This window comes from Enterobacter cloacae complex sp. IR5384, from assembly GCF_049237265.1.
Taxonomy (GTDB): Bacteria; Pseudomonadota; Gammaproteobacteria; order Enterobacterales; family Enterobacteriaceae; genus Enterobacter; species Enterobacter cloacae.
In genome coordinates, this window is the sequence record NZ_JBMKHJ010000010.1 from 109917 (window position 1) to 134696 (window position 24780).

The 24780-nt window shown below is 53.6% G+C and carries 25 protein-coding genes; 6 read left to right on the plus strand and 19 right to left on the minus strand.

The annotated features are described in order from the left end of the window. Position 1: 1 nt before the first annotated feature. Positions 2-619: a 4'-phosphopantetheinyl transferase AcpT gene (gene acpT, locus ACOTX3_RS11070; RefSeq protein ID WP_058678237.1), complete on the plus strand. Its 618-nt coding sequence runs from the start codon at positions 2-4 to the stop codon at positions 617-619. Here acpT and arnF read toward each other — a convergent pair. From arnF to ACOTX3_RS11110, 8 genes are all read right to left on the minus strand, one after another. Continuing rightward, positions 552-956 (minus strand): 4-amino-4-deoxy-L-arabinose-phosphoundecaprenol flippase subunit ArnF, encoded by a 405-nt coding sequence (arnF, locus tag ACOTX3_RS11075; RefSeq protein ID WP_013099171.1) that lies wholly within the window; start codon positions 954-956, stop codon positions 552-554. The two genes, acpT and arnF, sit on opposite strands and share 68 nt — an antisense overlap. Continuing rightward, the gene (arnE, locus tag ACOTX3_RS11080; RefSeq protein WP_013099172.1) at positions 953-1291 is read right to left on the minus strand and encodes a 4-amino-4-deoxy-L-arabinose-phosphoundecaprenol flippase subunit ArnE; all 339 of its coding nucleotides are present in this window, start codon (positions 1289-1291) and stop codon (positions 953-955) included. Before arnE ends, arnF begins: the two co-directional genes overlap by 4 nt. Then, positions 1288-2943, minus strand: coding sequence for a lipid IV(A) 4-amino-4-deoxy-L-arabinosyltransferase (arnT, locus tag ACOTX3_RS11085; RefSeq protein ID WP_045294886.1), 1656 nt, complete (start codon positions 2941-2943; stop codon positions 1288-1290). Before arnT ends, arnE begins: the two co-directional genes overlap by 4 nt. Then, complete coding sequence (gene arnD / locus ACOTX3_RS11090) at positions 2940-3842, minus strand: 4-deoxy-4-formamido-L-arabinose-phosphoundecaprenol deformylase (RefSeq protein WP_038420770.1); 903 nt, start codon at positions 3840-3842, stop codon at positions 2940-2942. The genes arnT and arnD overlap by 4 nt, the downstream gene beginning before the upstream one ends. Further along, positions 3839-5821, minus strand: a complete 1983-nt coding sequence (gene arnA / locus ACOTX3_RS11095) for a bifunctional UDP-4-amino-4-deoxy-L-arabinose formyltransferase/UDP-glucuronic acid oxidase ArnA (protein ID WP_127869085.1) — start codon at positions 5819-5821, stop codon at positions 3839-3841. The genes arnD and arnA overlap by 4 nt, the downstream gene beginning before the upstream one ends. Then, a complete protein-coding gene (gene arnC, locus ACOTX3_RS11100; protein WP_013099176.1) occupies positions 5818-6801 on the minus strand; it encodes an undecaprenyl-phosphate 4-deoxy-4-formamido-L-arabinose transferase in 984 nt (327 codons plus the stop codon). Before arnC ends, arnA begins: the two co-directional genes overlap by 4 nt. Position 6802: 1 nt before the next feature. After that, positions 6803-7942: a UDP-4-amino-4-deoxy-L-arabinose aminotransferase gene (gene arnB, locus ACOTX3_RS11105; RefSeq protein WP_038985084.1), complete on the minus strand. Its 1140-nt coding sequence runs from the start codon at positions 7940-7942 to the stop codon at positions 6803-6805. A 324-nt stretch (positions 7943-8266) separates the two neighbouring features. Continuing rightward, on the minus strand, positions 8267-8773 hold the full coding sequence (locus ACOTX3_RS11110; protein ID WP_058678240.1) for a phenolic acid decarboxylase: 507 nt from the start codon (positions 8771-8773) through the stop codon (positions 8267-8269). Between the two features lie 99 nt (positions 8774-8872). Here ACOTX3_RS11110 and ACOTX3_RS11115 point away from each other — a divergent pair, with 99 nt between their 5' ends. From ACOTX3_RS11115 to ACOTX3_RS11125, 3 genes are all read left to right on the plus strand, one after another. Next, on the plus strand, positions 8873-9754 hold the full coding sequence (locus tag ACOTX3_RS11115; protein WP_029883624.1) for a LysR family transcriptional regulator: 882 nt from the start codon (positions 8873-8875) through the stop codon (positions 9752-9754). A gap of 32 nt (positions 9755-9786) precedes the next feature. Further along, on the plus strand, positions 9787-10581 hold the full coding sequence (locus ACOTX3_RS11120) for an SDR family NAD(P)-dependent oxidoreductase (RefSeq protein ID WP_020687718.1): 795 nt from the start codon (positions 9787-9789) through the stop codon (positions 10579-10581). Positions 10582-10687: 106 nt separating this feature from the next. Continuing rightward, entirely contained in the window at positions 10688-11350 is a 663-nt protein-coding gene (locus ACOTX3_RS11125) for an HAD family hydrolase (protein WP_013099181.1), read from the plus strand. Between the two features lie 60 nt (positions 11351-11410). On the opposite strand, the gene ACOTX3_RS11130 is transcribed toward ACOTX3_RS11125, so the two are convergent. The 8 genes from ACOTX3_RS11130 to pcoA all read right to left on the minus strand — a co-directional run bounded on the left by ACOTX3_RS11130 (position 11411) and on the right by pcoA (position 19734). Next, on the minus strand, positions 11411-12436 hold the full coding sequence (locus ACOTX3_RS11130; RefSeq protein WP_127869084.1) for a TerC/Alx family metal homeostasis membrane protein: 1026 nt from the start codon (positions 12434-12436) through the stop codon (positions 11411-11413). Between the two features lie 446 nt (positions 12437-12882). Next, entirely contained in the window at positions 12883-13317 is a 435-nt protein-coding gene (gene pcoE, locus ACOTX3_RS11135) for a copper resistance system metallochaperone PcoE (RefSeq protein ID WP_000723069.1), read from the minus strand. Between the two features lie 217 nt (positions 13318-13534). Continuing rightward, positions 13535-14935, minus strand: a complete 1401-nt coding sequence (pcoS, locus tag ACOTX3_RS11140; protein WP_001211180.1) for a copper resistance membrane spanning protein PcoS — start codon at positions 14933-14935, stop codon at positions 13535-13537. Beyond that, on the minus strand, positions 14932-15612 hold the full coding sequence (gene pcoR / locus ACOTX3_RS11145) for a copper response regulator transcription factor PcoR (protein ID WP_001188930.1): 681 nt from the start codon (positions 15610-15612) through the stop codon (positions 14932-14934). The genes pcoS and pcoR overlap by 4 nt, the downstream gene beginning before the upstream one ends. Positions 15613-15666: 54 nt before the next feature. After that, complete coding sequence (gene pcoD, locus ACOTX3_RS11150; RefSeq protein ID WP_229692861.1) at positions 15667-16545, minus strand: copper resistance inner membrane protein PcoD; 879 nt, start codon at positions 16543-16545, stop codon at positions 15667-15669. 55 nt (positions 16546-16600) lie between these two features. After that, positions 16601-16981 carry a copper resistance system metallochaperone PcoC gene (pcoC, locus tag ACOTX3_RS11155; protein ID WP_000025662.1) on the minus strand — a complete coding sequence of 127 codons (381 nt, stop codon included), beginning with the start codon at positions 16979-16981 and terminating at the stop codon, positions 16601-16603. A 39-nt stretch (positions 16982-17020) separates the two neighbouring features. Then, complete coding sequence (gene pcoB, locus ACOTX3_RS11160) at positions 17021-17911, minus strand: copper resistance outer membrane transporter PcoB (protein WP_001378118.1); 891 nt, start codon at positions 17909-17911, stop codon at positions 17021-17023. Positions 17912-17916: 5 nt separating this feature from the next. Continuing rightward, the gene (gene pcoA / locus ACOTX3_RS11165; RefSeq protein WP_000925240.1) at positions 17917-19734 is read right to left on the minus strand and encodes a multicopper oxidase PcoA; all 1818 of its coding nucleotides are present in this window, start codon (positions 19732-19734) and stop codon (positions 17917-17919) included. A 234-nt stretch (positions 19735-19968) separates the two neighbouring features. Here pcoA and ACOTX3_RS11170 point away from each other — a divergent pair, with 234 nt between their 5' ends. Continuing rightward, the gene (locus ACOTX3_RS11170; RefSeq protein ID WP_001023257.1) at positions 19969-20418 is read left to right on the plus strand and encodes a copper resistance protein; all 450 of its coding nucleotides are present in this window, start codon (positions 19969-19971) and stop codon (positions 20416-20418) included. Positions 20419-20706: 288 nt separating this feature from the next. Next, entirely contained in the window at positions 20707-21444 is a 738-nt protein-coding gene (locus tag ACOTX3_RS11175; RefSeq protein ID WP_000287501.1) for a peptidoglycan DD-metalloendopeptidase family protein, read from the plus strand. A 33-nt stretch (positions 21445-21477) separates the two neighbouring features. On the opposite strand, the gene ACOTX3_RS11180 is transcribed toward ACOTX3_RS11175, so the two are convergent. The 3 genes from ACOTX3_RS11180 to ACOTX3_RS11190 form a co-directional block, all read right to left on the minus strand. Next, positions 21478-21675 (minus strand): DUF2933 domain-containing protein, encoded by a 198-nt coding sequence (locus ACOTX3_RS11180; protein WP_000843494.1) that lies wholly within the window; start codon positions 21673-21675, stop codon positions 21478-21480. Positions 21676-21715: 40 nt separating this feature from the next. Then, positions 21716-24163, minus strand: a complete 2448-nt coding sequence (gene silP / locus ACOTX3_RS11185; RefSeq protein WP_001353604.1) for an Ag(+)-translocating P-type ATPase SilP — start codon at positions 24161-24163, stop codon at positions 21716-21718. Positions 24164-24289: 126 nt separating this feature from the next. After that, positions 24290-24730, minus strand: coding sequence for a DUF411 domain-containing protein (locus ACOTX3_RS11190; protein WP_000758228.1), 441 nt, complete (start codon positions 24728-24730; stop codon positions 24290-24292). Positions 24731-24780 lie beyond the last annotated feature (50 nt).

Below are 24780 nucleotides of genomic sequence, written 5' to 3' on the forward strand. Positions count from 1 at the left end.
TATGTACCAGTTTATACTGGGAAAAATCTCCACTCTTTGCGCGGACCCGCTGGCGTCAACGCTCGCAGATATGGCACCTCAGGGTGCGCGAAACCGTTCCTGGCTGGCAGGCAGGACGCTGCTCGCCCGGACATTATCCCCGTCTCCGCTGCCCGATATCGTGTACGGTGAACAGGGAAAACCCGCCTTTGCGAAAGATCATCGGCTCTGGTTTAACCTGAGCCACAGCGGGGACGACATTGCCCTGCTGGTGAGCGATGAAGGTGAAGTAGGCTGCGATATCGAAGTGATACGCCCGCGTGATAACTGGCAGGCACTGGCGAACGCGGTTTTCAGCGTGGCGGAGCATGCAGAGCTGGAACGCGAAGCGCAGGAGGCGAAGCTCCCCGCTTTCTGGGGGATCTGGACGCGTAAAGAGGCGATTGTGAAGCAACGAGGCGGCAGCGCCTGGCAGATTGTCAGCATCGACAGTACCTCTGAGGCCCACTCGGTCAGCCAGCTTCAGTTTGGCTCGCTGAGTCTCGCCGTCTGCACACCCACTCCGTTCACCCTTACCCCCGGGGCGATTTTTCACCACGAGATGTCCGGGGCAGGAATATCACCAGCACGCCCAGCATAATCAACCCGACACCCGCCAGCCCCTGCCACGAGAACGACTCGCCCCAGCCGGGCAGCAGGATCGCCGCGCCCCACACCAGAATATAACTGAGGCTCAGCAAGGCGTACGCTTTGCTGAGCGCCATGCGATGCAGCGCCAGATACCAGCAGCCCATAGAGGCCACATAGCCCATCAGCCCCAGCAGCAGCGCGCCGGTACCGGACGAAAAATGCCAGAGGGCCCTGAAAAATGCCAGCGCTTCGCCGACGGGCGGAAGCGCCTGCATGGCACTGCGCAGCAGCAGCTGCGCGGCACTGACTAACGCCACGCTGCATAACGCCCAGCACGCCCCTTTCACAGGCTTCCTCCCAGCAAAACAATCCCGATCATAATCAACCCTACGCCCAGCCAGTGATGTCGGGCCACCTTCTCATGCCAGAGCCCCTTCGCTGCCAGCGTCACCCAGACAAAATTAAGGCTCAGCATGGGATAGGCGACCCCGACGGGAAGACGCTGCAATACCACCAGCCAGACCAGCATGCCGCAGCCCAGCGCCAGCAAGGCGAGCCCCAGCCACAGCACAATATGCGCGCCACGCCGCCCGGTTTTCGCCGGACGAGTCGCTTGTTTCTGACAGAGCTGTCCGGCGCAGGTCAGCAGACTAGCCAGCACCAGCCAAAGCCAGGTCATCATTGCGGCAGATACTGCAGGTAAGCCAGCCGCCCCTGGATATACAGGTAGTCCGGCTTTGGCAGGTTATCCCGGTTCAGATCGTCGTTCTTCGACAGCAGGATCACCAGCGACACGCTCCCCTGCTGGCGATGCCTCGCCAGCCACTGCGCAAAGTCATCTTTAGTGATAAAGCGGTCTTTCACGTCCGGATAATCCAGCCCGTAACGCAGTTCACCGCTCTGACCAAACATGATGATGTCATTACGTTTAAGCTCCCACGCCAGCCCTGCCGCCACGCCGACGTTATCGGCCAGCACGAACCGGCTCTGCTGGAGCGGGTCGCGCACGGTATCCACCAGCGACTGCGGCTGTTTGGAGTCCACCACCAGGTTGGGAATGGCAAAACCAATCAGTAACGCCAGCCCGGCAGGGCACAGCGCCGCCAGCCACCAGCGCTGCTGGCTCCGTCTGAAGCTAAACCAGCCCACCACGGCCCAGACGAGGAAGGCCACCACCGCGCAGAAGACTTTATACAGCTCGACCGATGTCCAGACCGGGTGCTTAGCCAGCCCCCACGGCGACACGACTAACGCCGCGATGACACCGAGGGTACCGAACGCCAGGTTGATCCCGGCATTGATGCGTAACACGCTGGCCCCCTTTTCCGCAGCGAGGCAGGCATAGCGCGCCATCAGGATCGCCAGCGGGGCAAAACACGGCAGGATGTAGGTAGGCAGCTTGCCTTTGGCAATGCTGAAGAATAAAAGCGGCATCACCACCCAACCGAGCAGATAAAGCCCGCCGCCTGCCGGATGTTTTTCACGCCAGCCCAGACGCAGCGCACCGGGCAACAGCGCCAGCCACGGCAAACTGCCCGCGACCAGGAATGGCAGGTAATACCAGAACGGGGCTTTGTGCTGGGCGTCGCTCTGGGCAAAACGCTGAATGTGTTCAACCCAGAAGAAGTAGCGCCAGAAATCGGGTTCACGCTGGGCAATCGCCAGCCCCCAGGGCAAGACAATAAGCACGCAGCTCAGGATCGCAAGCCCGCCAAAACTCAACACCTCTTTCCAGCGCTTTTGGGCAATCACCCACGGCAGGACGCCAAGGACCGGCACCGCCAGAGCGAGAAAGCCTTTGGTCATCACCCCCATGCCGCAGGCCAGCCCCAGCACGATGTAGCCCCCCGCTTTGCCAGCCAGGGTCTGCGCCTGCGAGGCCAGCCAGAAACTGCACATCGCCGCCGCCAGCCACAGGGAGATGATGGGGTCGAGCACGGCATAGGTGCCAATGCCATAGACCAGAAACAGCGTCAGGAAGATAAGGCCGGAGAACAGGGCAACGCGTTTATCGCGCCAGAGTTGCCAGGCCATCCAGATAACCAGTAGCGCCGTCAGGCCGGTGGAAAAGATGGCCCCGGCGCGCACGGCAAAGTTTGTATGGCCAAACAACAGTTGCCCGAGGCTGTTGACCCAGTAGCCAGCAATCGGCTTTTCAAAGTAACGCAGCCCCAGAAAATGCGGCACAATCCAGTTGCCGGAGGCGAGCATTTCACGGCTGATTTCCGCATAGCGCGTTTCATCAGGCTGCCATAACAGACGGATATCAACCGGAATGAGATAGTAAACAATAAACAGGGCGAAAAGCCCTAAGCCATAACGGGCGACTTTCATGGTACCGGACTCACGGTTTGTTGATAGCCAAGCCAGCCTTCCCGGCCAGCCATTTCACTTCGCACAATTTTGCCGACGGGCAGCGTACTGAGATCGTCTGGCAGCAGGTCGATCAACGGGCAGAACTGAATCCCCTCCTGCGCCGCCAGCGTCAACAGCGCATCGAAATCATGTTGATACGCAATCCCTTCCACCTCGGCGTGGATGGTGTAGACCGGGGTGCCGGTGTCGCGATGTATACGGTCCAGAATGTAGCGGTTGAAGCCGTCGGCGGTCACCTCGCGCCCCACCACTTCATCCCAGGTGGGCAGTGTGACCGGGATTTGCACCGTGCCAACGCGGTTTTCACCGAGCTGCGGTAAAAACGGTCCGCTGCCCCGGCAATCGCTGTTGTAGCGAAACGCGAACGGCTCTTTGGCTTTCACGACGCGTTGATCCGCACGCCATCCGGCCACGGCAGAGCAGCGCACCGACTGACCGATAATGGCCTCCAGCTCCCGCAGACCACGCTCGATTTCCCGGGCCAGGCGAGGAATGTCCCAGACGCCCGCCCAGGCCTGCCAGGCATGGTGATCCCAGGCATGCAGGCCGACCTCATGGTGCTGCGCCGCTTCACGGATGATGGCTTCGTTACCCGCGCCAATACGCCTGCCGGGCCATGCGGTACCGGCCAGCAAAATATCCCAGCCGTAGAGCGATGCTGCGCGCGAGCGCAGCATTTTGAACAGAAATGCCGGTTTAACCAGACGCCATAAATGACGTCCCATGTTGTCTGGCCCCACGCTGAAGAAGATGCTGGCACGCACATCGTGCTTGCTCAGCAGCCTCAGCAGTCCGGGAACGCCGTCACGCGTTCCCCTGAAGGTATCGACATCAATGCGTAAACCGACTTTTTTCATGAGGCCTGTTCCGACAGCTCCACGGTGCGCAGGAAGAAATCGAGCGTCTCATCAATGGTCTGCTCCATCTTCACCGTTGGCGTCCAGTTCAGGCAGCGCTTCGCATTGCGAATGCTCGGCTTGCGGTGCTCAACGTCCTGGTAGCCTTTGCCATAGTAGCTGCTGCTTTCCACTTCGCGGAATCCTGCAAACGGCGGGAACTGGTTACGCAGCGGATGGCGCTCAAAGCTTGCCAGCAGCATTTCGGCCAGTTCACGAATGCTCGCTTCGTTATCCGGGTTGCCGATGTTGATGATCTCCCCGTTGCAGCGGCCATCCTTGTTTTCAATGATGCGGAACAGGGCTTCGATGCCGTCGCTGATGTCGGTGAAGCAGCGTTTTTGTTTACCGCCTTCAATGAGCTTAATGGGCGAGCCTTCCACCAGGTTCAGGATCAGCTGGGTAATGGCGCGGGAGCTACCAATGCGCGCCGCGTTCAGGTTATCCAGACGTGGCCCCATCCAGTTGAACGGCCGGAACAGGGTAAAGCGCAACCCTTCTTTCTCGCCGTAGGCCCAAATTACGCGGTCCAGCAGCTGTTTAGAGACGGAGTAAATCCAGCGCTGCTTGTTGATCGGCCCAACCACCAGGTTAGAGGTATCTTCATCGAAGTTTTTATCGGTACACATGCCGTACACTTCGGAGGTGGACGGGAAGATGATGCGCTTATCGTATTTCACGCAGTCGCGGATAATCTTCAGGTTCTCTTCAAAGTCCAGCTCGAACACACGCAGCGGGTTGCGGGTGTACTCAATCGGCGTGGCAATGGCGACCAGCGGCAGCACCACGTCGCATTTTTTGATGTGGTACTCGATCCACTCGGAGTGGATGCTGATATCCCCTTCCACGAAATGGAAGCGCGGGCAGTCAAGGAAACGGCTGATGGCATCGGAGCCAATGTCGAGGCCATAAATTTCGTAGTTATCGTCTTTCAGCAGACGCTCGGTCAGGTGGTTACCAATAAAACCGTTTACGCCGAGGATCAGCACGCGGGTGCGGCGCTTAATTGCCACCACCGGGGCGCTGGTGATCAAGGCGCCGGGAACCAGCCCCAGAGACTGCGCCAGCTGCGCGCCCTGCACATAAACGCCGTTGTCGGTCTGACCGGTCACGATCTCCAGCGCCTGCTCGCCGCAGCTGACAATCAGCGGAGAGACAGAGACGATAGTGCCCGGTTTCGCGGCCGGGACATCGTCGCGCACGCGGGATTTCCAGACGATGAATTTGCTGACGCCGGCAAAGCTATACGCCCCCGGCCAGGGGTCGGTCACCGCGCGCACCAGGTTGTGCAGCTGGCGGGCGGGCTTGTTCCAGTCCAGACGGCCGTCTTCCGGCGTGCGGCGGCCAAAACAACTCGCCTTGCTCTCGTCCTGAGCGGTCTCGCTGAAGGTGCCGTTCAGGATGGTTGGCAGTGCATCGCGCAGCAGGCTTTGTGCCACCGAGCAGAGTTTCTGATGAAGCTGCAGCGCCGTCTCATCCGCATCAATGGCAACACGCTGCTGCGCAATGATGGCGCCCGCATCAGCGCGGTGCACCATGCGGTGCAGGGTCACGCCGGTTTCAGTTTCGCCATTCACCAGCACCCAGTTCAGCGGCGCGCGGCCACGGTAGGCGGGCAGCAATGAGCCGTGAAGGTTAAATGCCCCTTTCGTCGCCAGACGTAAAATATCGTCGCAAATCAGGTTGCGGTAGTAGAACGAGAAGATGACATTCGGGGCGGTGTCGCGAATGCGATCCACCCACAGCGGGTGGTTGATATCGTCCGGCGCGTAGACCGGAATGCCGCGCTCGGCGGCGATACGCGCCACGGAGCCAAAGAAGTTATTCTCGCCTGCGGTGTCCGGATGCGTGAAGATGGCAGCGATATCATAACCCGCTTCAAGCAGGGCATGCAGGCCCGCGCACCCCATATCGTGATAGGCAAAGACAACAGCTTTCATGGGTGTTTTTCCTCTTGAGAGACTTTGTGTTCCTGGCGGACAACACGTTGAATAAAGTAGCGCGGACGTGCGCGAACATCGTTATAGATACGGCCAATGTACTCACCGAGCAGGCCCATCCCGACAAACTGGGCGCCGATGAACATGAACAGCACGGCAAAGAGCATGAACACCCCTTCCGCCGCCCACTGGGGGCCAAAGACCAGACGCAGGACGACCAGCAAAACGGAAAGCGTAAACCCGGCCAGCGCGATAATGCTGCCAAAGACGCTCAGCAGGCGCAGCGGCGTGGTGGTCAGGCAGGTGATGAGGTCGTACATCAGGTTGATAAGACGCATAAAGCTGTACTTCGACTCCCCGTGCTCACGCTCGGCGTGCAGCACCGGGATCTCCGTCGCCTTACGGGCAAAGGTATTCGCCAGAATCGGAATGAAGGTGCTGCGTTCATGGCAGTGCAGCATGGCGTCGACAATATGGCGGCGATAGGCGCGCAGCATGCAGCCGTAATCGCCCATCGCTTTGCCGGTGGTGCGCTGGATCAGGCGGTTGATGGTGCGGGAAGCCAGCTTGCGGAACAGGCTATCCTGACGATTCTGCCGTACCGTACCCACCACGTCGTACCCTTCGTCGGCTTTGGCGACCAGCCGGGGGATCTCCTCCGGCGGGTTTTGCAGATCGGCATCCAGCGTGATGACCAAATCCCCCGTCACGTGGCTGAAACCGGCCATAATGGCCGAATGCTGGCCATAGTTGCGGTTAAGCAGCACCGCGACGATATGGCTGCCTTCGGCCTGCGCAGCCTCGGTCAACATCAGGGCGGAGTTATCGCTGCTGCCGTCATCCACCAGCAGGATTTCGTAGGCTTTGCCCAGCGTCTCGCAGGCGGCGGTGGTGCGGCGGATCAGTTCGGGCAGGCTCTCCTGCTCGTTATAAACGGGGATCACCACAGAAACTTTTTGTACAGGCGGCGCACTGAACATATCAATGTCCTGCAAGCTGATGGAGCGCGGTAATGACGCGGGTTGTGTCGTCATGAGTCATGTCCGGGAAAAGTGGGAGAGAACAAATACGCGCGCTGTTCCATTCAGAATGCGGGAGCGATACATCAGGAAAACGCTCGCGGTAGTATTTTTGGGTGTGTGCCGCGCGGAAATGCAGGCCAGTGCCGATACCCTTCTCCTTCAGGGCCGCCATCAGGTTATCGCGGGAGATCCCGCAGCGGGCTTCATCCACGCGAATAATAAACAGGTGCCAGGCGTGCACATGCGGCCATGATGGAATAGTGAGCGGCTGGAACGGCGTGTCGGCCAGCTCGCGCAGGTAGCGTTCGGCGATGTCCTGACGGCGTTTATTGGCCTGTTTCAGTTTGCCCAACTGCACCAGCGCCAGCGCGGCGTTGATATCCGCGAGGTTGTATTTAAAGCCGGGCACGATCACTTCGGCCTGCGGCGCGCGGCCGTGGGTCTGGCGGTCATAGGCATCGACGCCCAGACCGTGGAATTTCAGGCTGCGGATTTTTTGTGCCAGCTGTTCGTCATCCGTCACCACCAGACCGCCCTCGGCGCAGGTCATGTTTTTAATGGCGTGGAAGGAGAAAATTGCCGTGCCCTGCCAGCCCACGTGACGGTCTTTGTAGTACGTGCCCGCGGCGTGTGCCGCATCTTCGATCACCGGAATACCGTGACGTTCCCCCACCGCGCGGATAGCATCGATATCACACGGCGCACCGGCGTAATGCACCGGGATAATCGCTTTGGTACGCGGAGTAATCGCGGCGTCTACCGCGTCCGGAGTGACCATCAGGGTATCTTTGTCCACATCGATCATCACCGGGTTTGCCCCCAGCAGAACGATCATATTCAGCGTGGAGACCCAGGTCAGGGAGGGGGTGATGACGTCATCGCCGGGGCCAATACCCAGCGCCATCAGGGTGACGTGCATCCCGGCCGTTGCCGAACTGACGGCAATGGCGTGGTGATTCCCGGTCAGCTGACAAAATGCCTCTTCAAGCGCCTGATTTTTCGGCCCGGTCGTGATCCAGCCAGAGGTTAATACCTCCTGCAACGCCGCGATTTCCTCATTACCCATTGAGGGGCGGGAAAAAGGCAAAAAATCACTCATCATTAATTTCCTTGCAATAAGAATGGCATGCTTTTGATATTAACCAATTAGCGGACCGTTTATTTCAACGGTTCATAAACTCATATCAAGGTAGCGCTCATTTCTTAGGGAAAAATTAAGAGAGGGAATTAAAATGTTTTCACATGAATATAAATATCTTTAAAAACATAAAGTTATAAAATTATGAATTATTTATTTTGTGACAGCACTCAATTTTTTCAAAATGTAACGTTTAAACCAAAGCTCAACAAACAAAAAAAATCCCGGTTATTTCTTTAAAAACAGAAATAACCGGGAACTTTTCTTTTTAGTTAATTGTCGCGCTTATTTTAAATTATTTGGGAAGTCAGCGGGCAATTCATTGGCCGCACACGCAATTACGCTGTCATCGTTGGCCCCACAGTCGCGCACGAAGGTAATGGTGGCAAATTCATCAATCACTTCTGTTGGATAGGCCGGACCTGCATCGCGATAGCTGTTCATCAGTGGAATGTGATCGTTCTGGAAGCAGACGGTTTTTTCCGGGTTGTTCATGACCCAACGCGGGAAGAAGATAGTGCCATGGAACAGTTTGTCCCCAAGGTTCACAATCAGGCTAACGTCGGTGCCGGTGGGTTCAGTCCAGGAAATTTTATAAATACTCTCACCTACGCGAACAACATACACCTGCTGATCTTTTACCCAACGATTCCCCACCAGGCCGCTGTGAATACGGTAGTCGATGGTATTTTCATTTTTGATATAAATCTCGTAGTTCCAGCCATTATCGTAGGTATAAACCAGATGTTTGCCGATGAAGCCACTTAAGTCGTGTTTGTCGAAGGTGCTCATATAATGTCTCCTTTGTTTTGATGAGACGATCCTACCCCTTCAAAAAATGAATGAATAACGCTATGTTTGAATCAAATTCATCCAAATTTTAGATTGATTATGCACAAGACGACGCTCGAACAATGGTCCTTGCTGGAGAAGGTGGTGGATGCGGGCAGTTTTGCCAGAGCCGCGGAAGAGACGCACCGCAGCCAGTCTTCCGTCAGCTATAACCTGGCGCTACTGCAGGAACGGCTGGGGGTGGCGCTTCTGGTGCAGGAAGGCCGTCGGGCGGTGTTGACCCCTGCCGGGGAACTGCTGCTCAACCAGGTCAAACCGCTGCTGAAAGCCTTCGCGTACGTTGAGACACGCGCGCTTACCCTGCGTAACGGAATGCGCACGCGGCTGGATCTGGTGGTGGACAATATCTTTCCCCGCCGTCGTCTGTTTGCCATCCTGCGTCAGTTCCAGCAGCAGTATCCGCAGACTCAGGTCCGTCTCACCGAAGTGCTGGAAAATACCCGCGCCGATGCCATCAATGATGAAGCCGATGTGATGGTCTTAACCCGCCGCCAGGATATGACCGGGCTTGGCGAATGGCTGATGAATATCGACTTTGTTGCCGTAGCCCATCACCAGCATCCGCTCTTTCAGCTCGACGCGCCGCTGAACGACGACATGCTCCGCCCGTGGCCGCTGATTAAAATTGCGGACAACCAGACCGCGGCGCACTCAGCCAGTGGCTCGTGGACCTTTTCCACCATTGACGCGGCCATTGAGGCGGTGATGTCGCAGGTGGGTTACGGCTGGCTGCCGGAGGAGCGCATTCAGACTCAGCTGGAACAAGGGGTACTGAAGATGCTGCCGCTCAGCCATGGCGTGCGGCGAGCCACGCCGCTGCACCTGATTGTGAAGCGCTCGCTTAGCCCGCTGGACGAACAGGTTGAGTCGCTATTGCGCCTTTTTAGCCAGGAGCCGTCATCGTCACCTGCTACGCTTTAAGGTCCGAACGTTAAAACGATAAGGAGCAGATGATGAAAATCGATTTTACGGGGAAAGTGGCGCTGGTCACCGCCTCAACGGGTGGAATTGGCTTCGCCATTGCCAGAGGGCTGGCAGAAAGCGGTGCGGAAGTGATCGTCAATGGCCGCAGTACCGAGTCGGTGAATAAAGGTATTCAGCAGCTGCAGCAGGTAGTGCCGGGCGTGCAGGTGCGTGCCGCGATAGCCGATCTCAGCACGCCGGAAGGGGTCGAGTCGCTGCTGAAGGTGGCGAATAACGTGGACATTCTGGTCAACAATGCCGGGATTTACGGGCCGCAGGATTTCTATGCCACCGACGATGACACCTGGGAACGTTACTGGCAGACCAACGTGATGTCCGGCGTGCGTCTCTCCCGCGCGCTGCTTCCCGGCATGGTGAAGAAAGGCTGGGGCCGCGTGGTATTTATCTCCTCCGAGTCGGCCTGCAATATCCCGGCGGACATGATCCACTACGGCGTGACCAAAACGGCACAGCTCTCGCTGGCACGCGGACTGGCGAAGTTCGTGGCGGGTAGCGGCGTGACGGTCAACAGCGTATTGCCGGGGCCGACGATGTCTGACGGATTCGCAGAGATGATGAAAGACGAGATCGAGAAGACCGGTAAGTCGCTGGAACAGCTGGCTAAAGAGTTCGTGATGGCCAACCGCCCCAGCTCGGTGATCCAGCGAGCGGCCACGGTTGAAGAGGTCGCCAATATGGTGGTCTATGTCTGCTCAGCGCAGGCCTCCGCCACGTCTGGCGCGGCGTTGCGCGTCGACGGTGGCGTGGTGGATGACATTATCTGAGTGGCTCAGGCCGCAAGAATGAGAAAAAAAGCGTGAGGTTTAAGGACTGTGGCGCCAAAGCAGGTAAACTAACGAGCAGAATGTGTATTTCAGCTAAGACGTATTTATGACCAATATGATTGCCGACGAGACCGTGGCCAAATCTAACGTGCTCTCTGTCTTCGACTTTGATGGAACGTTAACACACCACGATAGCTTCATCCCTTTCCTGCGTTTTGCCTTCGGGAAACGTTACTTCGCGGGACGACTGGTGCGTATGGCATTGCCGACGCTCCACTGCGTACGCCGCAAGCTAACGCGTGATGAGCTAAAAGAGGTGCTGATCAAAACGTTCCTGACGGGGGTGGATGAACACTGGTTACGTCAGCAGGCGGAAGCGTTTTGCGAAAAATACTGGAACAAGCTGATGCGCCCCGAGGGGGTGCTGGCGGTGGCGGCGGAGGTGAACTCTGGCGCGGAAGTGACCATCTGTTCCGCCTCTCCGGCACTGGTGCTCCAGCCGTGGGCTGACAAGCTTGGCATCAAGCTGATTGGCACACAACTGGAAGTGAAAGACGGTAAGCTGACCGGGCGCATTACCGGTAACAACTGCCGCTGCGCCCAGAAAGTCGCCAGACTGGAAAAGGTGTATGGCAATCTGAACGAGTACCACCTGCGCGCCTGGGGGGATACCCGTGGCGACCACGAACTGCTGGCCGCAGCGCAGGATCCACACTGGCGGCACTTCCACCCACCGCGCAAGCGCCGCAACTCACCGATTAAGGGTTAGGTGCGGTCTGGTGCCCTCACCCCGGCCCTCTCCCACAGGGAGAGGGAGAAGAGCGTTGCATCAGGCCTCACGTTTCCCAGGGAACATCACGCTCGCAATAATCCCCAGCGCCAGCACGCCTAATACTACGAACAGACTGGTCGTCGCGCCAATGCTGTAGCCGTGATGCCAGAAGTGATCTGTTGCATTCAACCCGAGCTTGAACGCCACGAAGAACAGCAGCAGGACCACCGCCTTCTCCAGGTGAACCAGATACTGCTTCAGCGCTTCCAGTACGAAATAGAGCGTACGCAGGCCGAGGATGGCAAACATCATGGCGCTGTAGATAATCAGCGGCTCGCGGCTGACGGCGATAATGGCCGGTACGGAGTCAAACGCGAACATCACATCTGACAGCTCCACGACCGCCACGCAAAGTAATAATGGCGTCGCGTAACGTTTCGCTTTTTTGACGCGCCCAACCATTACGTCCTGGTTTTCTGTTTTTTCCAGCTCCGCATCCACCTCTTTCTGGGTCAGAATAAAGGCGTGGCTGCTGATTTTCGGCCAGACAGGATAGAAGCGTTTTACCAGGCGATAGGCCAGGTGTCCGGAGTAATCTTCAACCTCGTCGCTCTCTTCGTTACGCCTGAGCATCATTACCGCCGTCCAGCCAACGACCAGCGCGAAAATAACCTCCACGTACGGCCCCAGACTCAGCAGGCTGGTCCCAATGGCCACGAAGATACCGCGGAAGACAATCGCCCCCAGCACCCCCCAGTAGAGTACGCGGTGACGGTACTTATCCGGCACGCCGAACCAGGCGAAAATCGCCATCATCACAAACAGGTTATCGACCGAGAGTACCTCTTCCAGCGCGTAGCCGGTGAGGAACAGGCTCGCCATCTCGGCACCGTGGTGAACATACAGGAACCCGGCAAACGCCATCGCCATTGAGAACCAGAAAACGGACCACATTGCGGCACTTTTCAGCGAGACAGGCTTATCGTGACGGTGCATGAAGAGGTCGATAAACATCGCCCCGACAGCCATCACCACAAAGACAACAACGGTTTCCGTCGGGAAACCGAGATGAGCAGTAGACATACACAACCCTTTTGTAGAGGCAAAACACAAAAACCATGCAGACTGGCATATGCCAGCAGAGAAAAAGAGTGGTGCTCTGGGCACATCACTCTGAAAAGTAAAAGTTTAAACGTTCTTTTCGGCTGTGTAGAGACATTAAAGTTGTATCCTTTAACCTGAAAAAGACTTTAAAGTTGTAAAGTTTTAAAAAAACACATACAAAACATGATGCTAAGTGTGTATCACACGCTGTTCCAACATTATGCCTTGATGTTCTTGCAGGAACTGCAATTTACAGGAGGAAAAAGGTGTTTTTGTAGTTATCTGGCGTTACGTGACAGTGTTGGTCAGATACTTCCACCTCTTCAGAGTTAAAGTTTGATATATGGGAAAAAAAACGCTCCCGGACGGGAGCGTAAGCCAGTGACTTCGGCGTCAAATGAGGGTCTAACAAGTGGAGCTGCGGGTTAATTCTGGGTGATCTGACTGCGATGCTTATCAGCCTGCTGCTGGTGAACAACGGAAGACTGACCATTATTCGCCTTCTCATGTACAGCTGCGGCCTTCTCATGCTCGCTCATTTCAGAAAATGACTTTGCTGTTTCGTTGGTAGCTCCGGGTTTAGCTTTCATCATTTTTTTATGCATTTCAGCCATGTCCTGGTGGGCAGCAGAATTGCTGTTTTGCATCATGTCATGGGACATTGCGGCCTGATCGTGACTGCTCATATCCATCATTGTCATGCTGTCTCCCTGAATTGCACTTTTTTCAGCAGATGACTGCATCTGGTGGGCAGGTGCCTGTGCATTATTTACCTGGTCATGCATGTTCATTGTCTCTGCAGCCATGGCAGATGAAGCGGCAGCCATAATGGCAACAAATGATACGAGAATCTTTTTCATGGTTGGGTCTCCGGTGTTTACATACCCAAACAATCAATGGCTTATAACAGAGAAAGCAGTTGATCTCAGGGCGGGTTAATCATCACTCCAGGAACCAGGTGATTGTGTTATCACGCTGCTCCTGATTTATGAATAATTATAAAAAACCGCCTCTGTTTATCGCGTGACTGAATGATGACAATTTTGTCACCTTCCAGGTTTCTCCTGAACAACGGGATTAATCCATTAACAGGCGCACTTTGAACACAATTTCACGCCCCTGCTGTTCTGCTGACAGCTCGCCGCCGTGAGCATGAATGATCGACCTTGTAATTGATAATCCCAGCCCCGCGCCTTCCGTGTTGTAGAACCTTGATGAGTCTGCGCGATAGAACCGGTCAAACAAACGTTCCAGATTAGCGGGAACCTGGCCGGACATCGTATTCGTAATCATCACGTTCACACAGTCACTGTCACGCTCAAGGTGTATCGCTGTACAGGTGTTATCGGGAGAATACTTGATTGCATTGGAAAGCAGGTTACTGAAAGCACGTCGGAGCATATCGCTGTCTCCGGCAACAACGCCCTCTCCTTCAACCGTGATTGTCTTTCCTGTTTCGTCTGCCAGGGGCTCGAACAACTCACGTAATTCATTCAGTTCGGCTGCCAGATCCACATCATGTTTATCCAGCCGCAGCAGACCATGCTCTGAACGTGCCAGAAAAAGCATGTCACTGGTCATTCGTGACAACCTTTTCAGTTCTTCCAGGTTAGCGAATAAAATTTCGCGGTAATGCGAAACATCCCTTTCCTTAGCCAGTGCAAACTGCGTCTGCATCATCAGATTACTGACTGGTGTGCGCAGCTCATGCGCGATGTCAGACGAGAAATCTGACAGTTTCCGGAATGCCCCCTCCAGGCGATCAAACATATTATTGAACTCCTGCATGGTCTCAGAGATTTCCGGCGGAGCCAGATCGGGATTTAGACGCTGATCCAGGCTGTGTACGGTCATGGAGGAAGCCAGACTGGTCATTTCCCGTAGCGGTTTCAGACCAATACGTGTGGTCAGCCAGCCCAGAAAAACAGAAATAAAGACCAGACCGATATTGAACCAGAACAGCCAGGTACTGAGTTTGTCCATAAACAGGGTGTGATACCCAGTATCCGTGGCAACCGTAATGATGACATGTTTGCTTTTACCCTGTTCCGGCGTCACGGCAACCCGCCGCGAGATACTGCGGTACACGGTGTTATTTTCTTCCGTCTGGATCATATAGTCGAGAATATCACCCGACTTATTAAGCAGGACCGCTGGAACAACAGAATTTTTGGCATAGAGTTCAACAATTTTTTCATTTTCCATGTTTTTTATAGAAATGAATAAGCCATTGTGCCCCACCATCGCATCGTTTATTTTTTCTGATAATGACTTAATATCCGTTTTGTTCCTGAACGTCTCTGTTTTAAGAAACTCTTCGGTGAGCTGAAGTTTACCTGTCAGAAAATCGCGGTCCTGATTATCGAAATAGCCATTAAGGGTGCTAATCAGGATAAAACTTGATAACCACCATACCGTAAGCATCACCGCAGAAAAAATCAGGCTCAGGCGTGTGGTCAGGGAAATTTTGAACCTCACTCTTCTCTGATCTCCAGGACATATCCGGCACCGCGAACGGTATGGATCAGTTTTGGCTCAAAGTCATCATCAATTTTACTTCTCAGACGTCTCACGGCGACATCAATCACATTCGTATCACTGTCAAAATTCATGTTCCAGACCAGGGACGAGATAAGACTCCTGGGTAACACTTCTCCGGTGCGTTGCAGCAGCAACTCAAGCAGAACGTATTCTTTACCGGTGAGATGGATCTTCTTCCCCGAACGGATCACGGTCCGGCGCACCATATCAACGGTCATATCGGCGATGGTGCAGACTGTTGCGGCCTGCGAGCGTGCCCGGCGCAGTAGGGTTCTTACACGTGCAACCAGCTCCGTAAAATCAAAGGGCTTAATCAGGTAGTCATCTGCGCCAAGCTCCAGTCCTTTCACTTTGTCCCGCACGTTGTCCTTTGCGGTTAAAAACAGGACCGGTTCTTCGTGCCCGGACTCCCTCAGTGCGCTGATGATTTGCCACCCGTCGAGGAAAGGCAGCATCACGTCCAGTATTATCAAATCATACTGTCCCTTCGACGCGGCCCCGAGACCATCGCGGCCATTATTAAAGAGATCGGCCTGATAGCCTTCCTCAACCAGTCCCTGCTGCAGGTAACGACCTGTTTTTTGTTCGTCTTCAACGATTAAAATACGCTGCATGGTCAACTCGCTGATATGAAAGTAAAAATCTCACGCATGAGCTTTGGCTGTCCCCTAGCTGACCTGAGACGGAGCAAGCATTCCAAGCCACGCTACGGCGCCCAGAATGATAATCGCAACAACGAATTCTGTCAGGATGCTGTTTCGCATCAGGGCAACGCTGCGATCATAATTCCCTTCCCTGACCATAACTTCAAGCCGGGGACCCAGGTGAAACCGGTTTGCTGCAGCCAGAAGAAGCATCAGAACAAACAGAGCCGTCTTGGCAAGCAATATCCTCCCCCAGGAACTGTTGAATAAGGGAGTTAAGTTACCCTCAGCAATATACAGATAGTTGACCAGCGCACTCAGGATCAGGGCTACAACAATCACCGTTCCTGCCGTGGCAAATTTTGCCAGGGAGTCAGATATCACAATGACGCTCTGTGCATTATGCTCGTTTCTGCGCATCAGCAGGATAGCAAATGCAACCAGAGCACCTGTCCAGGCACCTGCAGCGCCGAGATGGGTCAGATCGCTCAGTAAATGGAGATAGTAATGCAGACCGTCATGCATAACGGCGTGTCCTCCCCAGGCAAGTGTAGCCAGCGCCACGCCCCCACTCATCGTCATCAGCAGGCAGGACAATACTCTCTTATTAGTGTAAAGGAACAAAGCACCGAGTGTGGTAAACAGGGCACAGAGCCTGACAATCCAGCTAATACCCACATCAGTTTCTTCTATCACCATCTCGATAACATGGATGGATAATTCTCTGAGGTCAGTTACTCCACTCATGGCATTAGATACCAGGAGCATATTAATGCCAGTAAGAATGATGCCTGTAACAACAGCAAAAGTTATAAACGACCTGAAATTAGTCAGGTTATAGGTTTCATGTCTGACACCGCTTATTCCATATATCTGAAAAAATGGCAATCCAAATATTACCATCAAATCCAGATAAAGAAGAAAACGAATAACAATCATAATCAGGTCGTTCATAATATTACTTCACTGTAAAGGTGTAATTACCGGTAATAGGGTGCGTATCTGAAGAAACCGCGCGCCAGTCAACACGATAAGTGCCAGCGGGTAAAGGCTCTCGCGGAATAATGACCATCGATTTAGGGTCAGCGCCTGGCGCCACTTTTGCCGCGACCGGCATCGGAGAATGTGATGACATGCCTTTCATACCCGTCATCGTTAATTTTGCACCTGAGAATTTCACGGTCAGATTTTCCGAGAAATTAAGCTGAATCTTTTCCGGGGCCGCTACGGCTGAATCAGCCTGTGGCACAGAGCTTTTTAATTCCGGATGGGCCATAGCAGAGAAAGCAACGCCCATAACGAGGCCACCTGTAAGAATGGCTTTATTTAAAATCGACATTTTATTTACCTGTTTAGTTGAGTGTTTTATATCAGTGCGTTAAAACCAGATTCTGGCTCCCGCCAGGAATACTACCTGATGGTCTTTCTCACCTTCTCTTTTCGCCATATCGGATGTTTTCCCGTAAAGTTGATTCCAGGAAACGCCTATATAGGGTGCAAACTCACGGCGTATTTCATAGCGCAGCCGGAGCCCCAGCTCTGTGTCAGTCAGTCCCCTGCCGCGACCCCGCGATTCATCATCCTGACTGTAGAAATTCACCTCATAGGATGGCTGGAGTATGAGCCGGTTAGTCAGTAAAACGTCGTATTCTCCTCCCAGACGAAGGGCTGCTTTTCCGCCATTACTGACAAAACCCGTAATTTCAGACTCAAAATTATAGAGTGCCAGCCCCTGAAAACCGACAGCAGCCCAGGTCCGGGCAGAAGCAGGTCTGAAATCCTGCCTGACACCCGCAACCAAATCCCACCATGGGCCAACCGCATGTCCCCAGAGTAACTGCGCTTCAGCCGCCTCCGTTTCCCCATTGCTTCGTTCACCTTCACTCTTTAGCCAAATCCGATCTGTGTCGCCTCCAATCCAGCTGTTAACACTCCAGCTGAAATTGTTGGTGTTATCCGACCGTTGCCATTCCAGTTGATCCAGCAGAACCAGATAATTAATCGCACTGTCGTGAATCGCATGCCCCTGTAAATTGCCGAATGCAGCCTTCCGGTCGGCATCGGTAACAGGCGGAATTGGCGTTCTGCTCTCAGTTACAATGGGCTCCATTGACGTCATCTCAGTGAAATTCTCATCTGCTGGCATCTGCATGGCAGACATGTCGTGCCCGGCGTGGGGATCTGCAGAGACGGAGCCCGCCGCAATAGAAAGCTGTGAGGTAAACAAACCGGCGACCAGAACAGGTATGGCCTTCAAATTTCTCTTCATTCGCATCATTCCTCCACCCGGACTTCACGAAACATTCCCATTTCCATGTGATAGAGCAAATGGCAGTGATACGCCCAGCGGCCAAGCGCATCTGCTGTCACTCTGTAACTGCGTTTTGTACCAGGGGGAACATCTATTGTGTGTTTACGAACCATGAAATTACCGTTTTCATCTTCCAGATCGCTCCACATACCATGCAGGTGAATGGGGTGAGTCATCATGGTATCGTTGATCAGCGTGATCCTGAGCCGCTCACCGTATTTCAGCAGCACCGGTGCGGCATCTGAAAACTTGATTCCGTTAAATGACCAGGCAAACTTTTCCATGTGGCCGGTTAAATGCAGTTCTATGGTACGGCCAGGTTCACGTCCGTCAGGATCCTCAAAGCGGCTTTTCAAATCCGCGTACGTGAGAACCTTTCTTCCGTTATTTCGAAGACCAATACCCGGATCATTTAACTTCGGAGAGACGCTCATCGCCTGCATATCAACCAGTGGGTTATCCGTTTCTGACGCAGGATGACTTTGCATACCCGGCATTCCGGCCATCCGGGAATGATCCATACCGGCCATGCTGCTGTGATCCATGGGCGCGGAGGATGTCCCGCTATCCGGAAGGTCAGCACCGTCCATAGACATCATCTCTCCGCTGTTATCCATGCCTCCCATCTGGCTGTGGTCCATTCCTGCCATATCATGTCCCATTCCCCCCATACCCATATCTTCCATGGTCAACAGAGGACGGGGATCGAGGGGGGGAACGGCAGCACTTAACCCCTCTCTCGTGGCCAGTGTCCCTCGAGCGTAACCGGTCCTGTCCATGGATTGTGCGAAGATGGTATAGGCCTCACCCTGAGGCTCCACAATGACATCATAGGTTTCGGCAACGGCAATCCTGAATTCGTCAACGGTAACCGGGTTTACATACTGGCCATCTGCAGCCACGACCGTCATTTTCAGCCCGGGGATACGGATATCGAAATAGGTCATTGCCGAGCCGTTGATAAACCGTAAGCGTATCTTTTCACCGGGACGGAACAGTCCGGTCCAGTTTTTCAGCGGGGCCTGCCCGTTCATGAGATAGGTGTAGGTGTAGCCACTGACATCCGCGAGGTCAGTCGGATTCATTTTCATTTCAGCCCACATTTTCCGATCGGCAATGGTGGCTGACAGCCCCCTGGTATTCACGTCGCGGAAAAAAGAGCCAACGGTTGGTTTATTGAAATTGTAGTAATCCGACTGTTTTTTTAATTTTTTCAGCAGGCTGTGAGGATTTTCATCGGTCCAGTCAGACAACATGACCACATGCTCACGATCGTAAGTAAACGGTTCTGGCTCCCCGGCATCGATGATAATGGCACCGTATACCCCCTCCTGTTCCTGCAGACCGGAATGGCTGTGGTACCAGTAAGTCCCGTTCTGCTTAACCTTAAAGGTGTAAACGTAGGTATCATCAGGCTCTATGCCCATAAAACTCAGCCCCGGAACACCATCCATATTGGCCGGAAGAATAATGCCGTGCCAGTGAATGGACGTCTGTTCATTAAGACGGTTTTTGACCTTCAGGGTAATGGTGTCACCTTCTTTCCAGCGAAGAACGGGCCCCGGCAGGCCTCCATTGATTGTTTTGGCCTGACGCTCACTGCCCGTGATATTGACGGCCGTTTCACCAATGGTCAGGTCAAACTGAGTACCCTGCAGGGATGCGGCAACTGGCAGGCTCAGACTGGAACGCGCATTGAAACTCCATACGCCAAGACTTCCGGCTACGCCAGAGAGGGTTAACCCCTTCAGGAAAGTTCGTCGAGACGTTTTCAACAGCATGCGCATTCCCTTATTTAAAGTATGGTTACTGACAGAATTCGAGAACCGATTTAAATTAAATTACTGGTTCATCCACTTACAATGAAATGAATCTAGCACACCTTAAGAAACAAATTCATTACAATCGTGTAATGTACATAGCTGTATTACATTTACGTCATCTTCCCCACAGGTTGATTATTTTTATATATGATCATAAGGACATCTTTTATGTACCTCAGAAGGTAATTACACATGAATATATTAATCACGACCACTGCGTTTACAGCTTTATTTTGTGGGGCAGCTTTTGCTCAGTCCAGTGATATTGCCCATGAAGCACATCGATTTGTTAATAATGCCTCAGCCGTCAGTCATGTGAATTCCTCGACGCATGAAAACTTACCGGACAGGGTTAATAAAAACAACACGCCCTCATTCTCTGAAATGAATGAACATGAAAGGGCCATTGTTGCTCATTCATTTATGAACAACAGCGCGTCCTATGCGCATCAGAAAATGATTGAGGAACATAAAAAAATGCTGTCCGGCAGTGATGCAAATTCAAAGACCTCGTCTTCTTCTTTTAACGAACTGAATGCCGGAGAAAAAGCCGCTCTCGTGCATGAGCAGGTCAATAATGCCGGTGCGGAAGCACATCAGACGCAGGCAAGAAAGCTTCGCGGGCTGTATTCGACCAGGTAACTGCAGGCGGGTTAGTGCTTAGCGTCAGGTGCGCAGCAGGGCTTTACTGACGGGTTACGTAGCAGGACATGAGCCCCATATTGCTCTGCCGTAACCTGTTTCAGTCCCGTTAATCATCACCGTCGGGCTGGTCATACAGTTCCCAGAGCTTCAGGAGCAAACGGGAAACAAGATATGTTACAAAAATGACGACCATCAACGGTGCTCCCGATTAACTGACAGATGACACGCCTCCTGAAAACCCCTAGCATACGCCGCAGTGTTCATGCTAACGGCGAATTCCAGTAAATGTATTCTACCGATGTCGTAAAAGAAAATGCCTACCTTTCAGCCACCCGCTCGGGGCTGGAATCGAACGAGATCGCTACTCTTCAGCGCTCCTTGCCTTCCCGGTTTAATCTGCGGCATTTGAAAAAAAATGAATCATTAAAACTCGTACTGCAAAAGAAAGCGGGAAAATCACGTGTCGTGGCCTATAAATTTACGTCCGGTTCATTTAATTACACGGCGTATCGTATATCAGATAAAAAGTTCTATAACCTTTCCGATACTTCCGGGAAAGGCAGTCTCGATTATCCGTTACCGGCCACAGCAAGACTCAGTTCGCCTTTCAATCCTGCAAGACTTAACCCGGTATCGGGAAAAGTGAGTCCCCATAATGGCATTGATTATTCCATGCCCATGAACACGAAAATAGTCAGCGTCATCGACGGAAAAATCACCCGGGCCGAATACAACAGTACCATGGGATATTTTGTTGAAGTAACGGGAAAAGCCGGTGTTAAAACTCGCTATCTCCACCTCAATAAAATACTCGTTACTAAAGGGGCCAGGGTTACACGGGGAGGTGCTATTGCGTTATCCGGTAACAGCGGACGTTCATCCGGTCCTCATCTGCATTACGAGCTGGTCATCAATAACAACCCTGTTAACTCTCTGGCGTTCCGGGCAGCGGCACCCGCTGATAACAAACTCGAACAGCATGCCTTTGCGCATGCCAGAGACTACGAACGATACCTGGACTGATAACGGGACCGCGACGCGGCCCCGTCTGCCGGATTAATTTTTTTTATCGTTTTCACTTCCGTGATGTTGATGATCTCCATGCCCTCCGTGGCCGTGGAAAAGATGCATTAGCGGGCAGACCAGCAATAACAGATATGGCCAGTAACCTGCCACATGTGACCAGTGTTCGCGCAGGAGGGCAAATGCCGCGATCGCGGCGACAGCAATAAGCGCATAGGTGGTACTTTTCATACTGGACTCCTTCTGTTCGTAACTGACCCTTCACTCAGTGTTATTTCCCGAGCCTGACACTTTTCAGACGCAACGCATTCACAATGACGCTGACGGAGGAAAGAGCCATGGCCGCCGCCGCAATAACTGGCGACAGCAGTATTCCATACACAGGATAAAGCAGACCTGCAGCCACAGGCACGCCAAGTGCGTTGTAGATAAATGCAAAAAACAGATTCTGACGGATATTTTTCATGGTGATCTCTGACAGATGACGGGCCCTGTTCAGTATCATCAAGTCGCCTTTGAGAAGGGTGACTCCGGCACTTTCAATTGCCACATCTGTACCCGTTCCCATGGCTATACCCACGTCAGCCGCTGCCAGCGCCGGGGCATCATTCACACCGTCTCCGGCCATCGCAACCACATGGCCAGACTCTTTCAGTCGGGTTATCACTGCTTTTTTGCCATCCGGCAGAATTCCGGCTTCAACCTCATCTATTCCCAGTTTCCGTGCGACTGCTTCAGCAGTAAGCTGGTTATCCCCGGTGAGCATAACGATGCGGATCCCCGCCTGACGCAAAGCTTTAAGCGCATCCGGCGTGGTTGTTTTCACGGGATCCGAGATAGCTATCAGGCCTGCAAGGTCCCCGTCTGTGGCCACATAGATAACGGTAGCGCCTTCCATCCGCAACGTATCCGCAACGGCCTTTTGATTATCAATAACTATACTGTTTTCCTGCATAGCCAGTTCATTACCAATAACAACCCGTTGACCTTCGACATCGCCTGAGACACCTTTACCCGACGGTGCATCGAAATGAGTGACTGCGGGTATTGCGATCCCCTTTTCCTGTGCTGCTTTAACTACTGCCATACCCAGCGGATGCTGCGAGCCTTTTTCCACTGCGGCTGTTACACGCAAAAGAGATGTTTCCCCACCCGGATTGAGACTGATAATCCCTGTCACCGTAGGCGAACCTTCCGTGAGCGTGCCTGTTTTGTCGACAACCAGCGTGTCCACTTTTTCAAGACGCTCAAGGGCTTCGGCATTCCTGATTAACACCCCGGCCTGGGCTCCTTTGCCCACCCCCACCATTATCGACATCGGCGTGGCCAGCCCCAGCGCGCAGGGACAGGCAATAATCAGGACCGACACAGCCGCAATGAGACCGTGCGCCATCCTGGGCTCGGGCCCCCAGACAGACCAGATCACGAAAGCAACAACCGCGATAAGTATCACCAGAGGAACAAACCAGCCTGAAACGCTGTCAGCCATTCTCTGGATGGGGGCACGCGAACGCTGTGCATCAGCGACCATCTGAACAATTCGTGAGAGCATTGTTTCATCACCGACTTTCTCTGCACGGATGATGAGACTCCCTGTCTGATTAATGGTCCCCCCGATGACAGGGTCACCCTCCGTTTTGGTAACCGGCATAGATTCCCCGGTCACCATCGATTCATCAACGGTTGTTTTGCCTTCGATCACGATACCGTCGACCGGAATACTCTCTCCAGGTCTGATGCGGAGCTTATCGCCAGGCAGGACATCTTCCGCATTAATATCCGTTTCATGACCGTCATGATCCAGCCGTCTGGCGGTTTTGGGGGCAAGGTTCAGAAGCGCAGTAATGGCGCCTGAGGTTTGTTCCCGTGCCCGCAGCTCAAGAACCTGTCCCAGCAGAACAAGCACCGTAATAACTGCTGCGGCTTCAAAATAAACGGCCACCAGGCCATCCATGTTTCTGAACGATGCAGGAAACCAGGAGGGGAAGACGGTTGCAATGACGCTGTAAACCCAGGCTACGCCGGTCCCCATTGCAACAAGGGTAAACATATTCAGGGAGCGGTTACGTAACGACATTCCGGCCCGGGCGAAGAATGGCCAGCCACACCACAACACGACAGGGGAGGCCAGAAGCAGCTGCAGCCATGTGTTGTACTGTGGCGGTACTGTATTCCTCAACTCGGGAAACAGATGAGATCCCATTTCGAGTACCAGAACCGGAAACGCCAGCAACAACCCCAGCCAGAAGCGTCTTGTCATGTCGTGAAGTTCATCACTCGGCCCCGTGGATGCCGTAGCTACGAGCGGCTCCAGTGCCATTCCACAGACAGGACAGCTTCCGGGACCACTGCGGCGTATCTCCGGGTGCATCGGACATGTCCACACACCTTCAGAATTCTCTTTTTCCGCCTGGTGGTGAGGCTGTTTTATCTGATCAGGGCTGACTTCGTGATGATCGTGGTGATGGTGATGGGAATGTTCACTGGCATCTTCGGTAAGATAACGATCGGGATGGGCTTTAAATTTACTCTCACAGCTGGCGGAGCAGAAATAAAGTTGATGGTCCTGGTATCGAATGCTGCTGTGCGCCCTGTCGGGCAGGATGGCCATCCCGCACACGGGATCTCTCACCTTATGCAATACGTGGCCCTCGTCCGGGGATAATGTCTGCTCAGAAGCAGTCTGGTTGTTGTGTTGCACTGCATTGTCATTTTTCACAGTAACTCTCCTTATGCATACCGAAGCATCTTCTGTCTTCAGGGTATGTCATGGATGCGATTACCACGAATATCGCCGGCACAGGAGTGCCTGCTACCGGCGTCCCGTTATCAGCCGTTCCGCTGACTATTCGATTCGCTGGAAGACTTTTTTACTTCCATCCGGTGAGAATGCGATAACATCGTAAGCCTCTTTTCGGGCTCCCATCTCCATTCCAGGACTTCCTGCTGGCATACCGGGGGTGGCGAGACCGTATATACCTGAACCAGACTGCATTGCCTTATGTATCGTTGTCGCAGGCACATGGCCTTCAATGATCAAATTACCGGCAACCGCGGTATGACAACTTCGCAGTCCTGCAGGAATAGCATGCTTTTCTTTCAGGGCTGACAGCGCCTGATCATTCATGACGTGAGTTCGTACTTCAAACCCGTCTTTTTCCATCGCCTTGCCCCACAGGGAACAACAGCCACAGTTTTCAGATTTGTACATATCAATCACTTTTTCACTCGCCATCGCGGGCAGTGAAAGGCCGAGAGCCAGCGCCATCAGAACCACTTTTTTCATACTCACCTCTGTATATTATCGATTTAAACCCTGACGTCAGGGTGAATCAG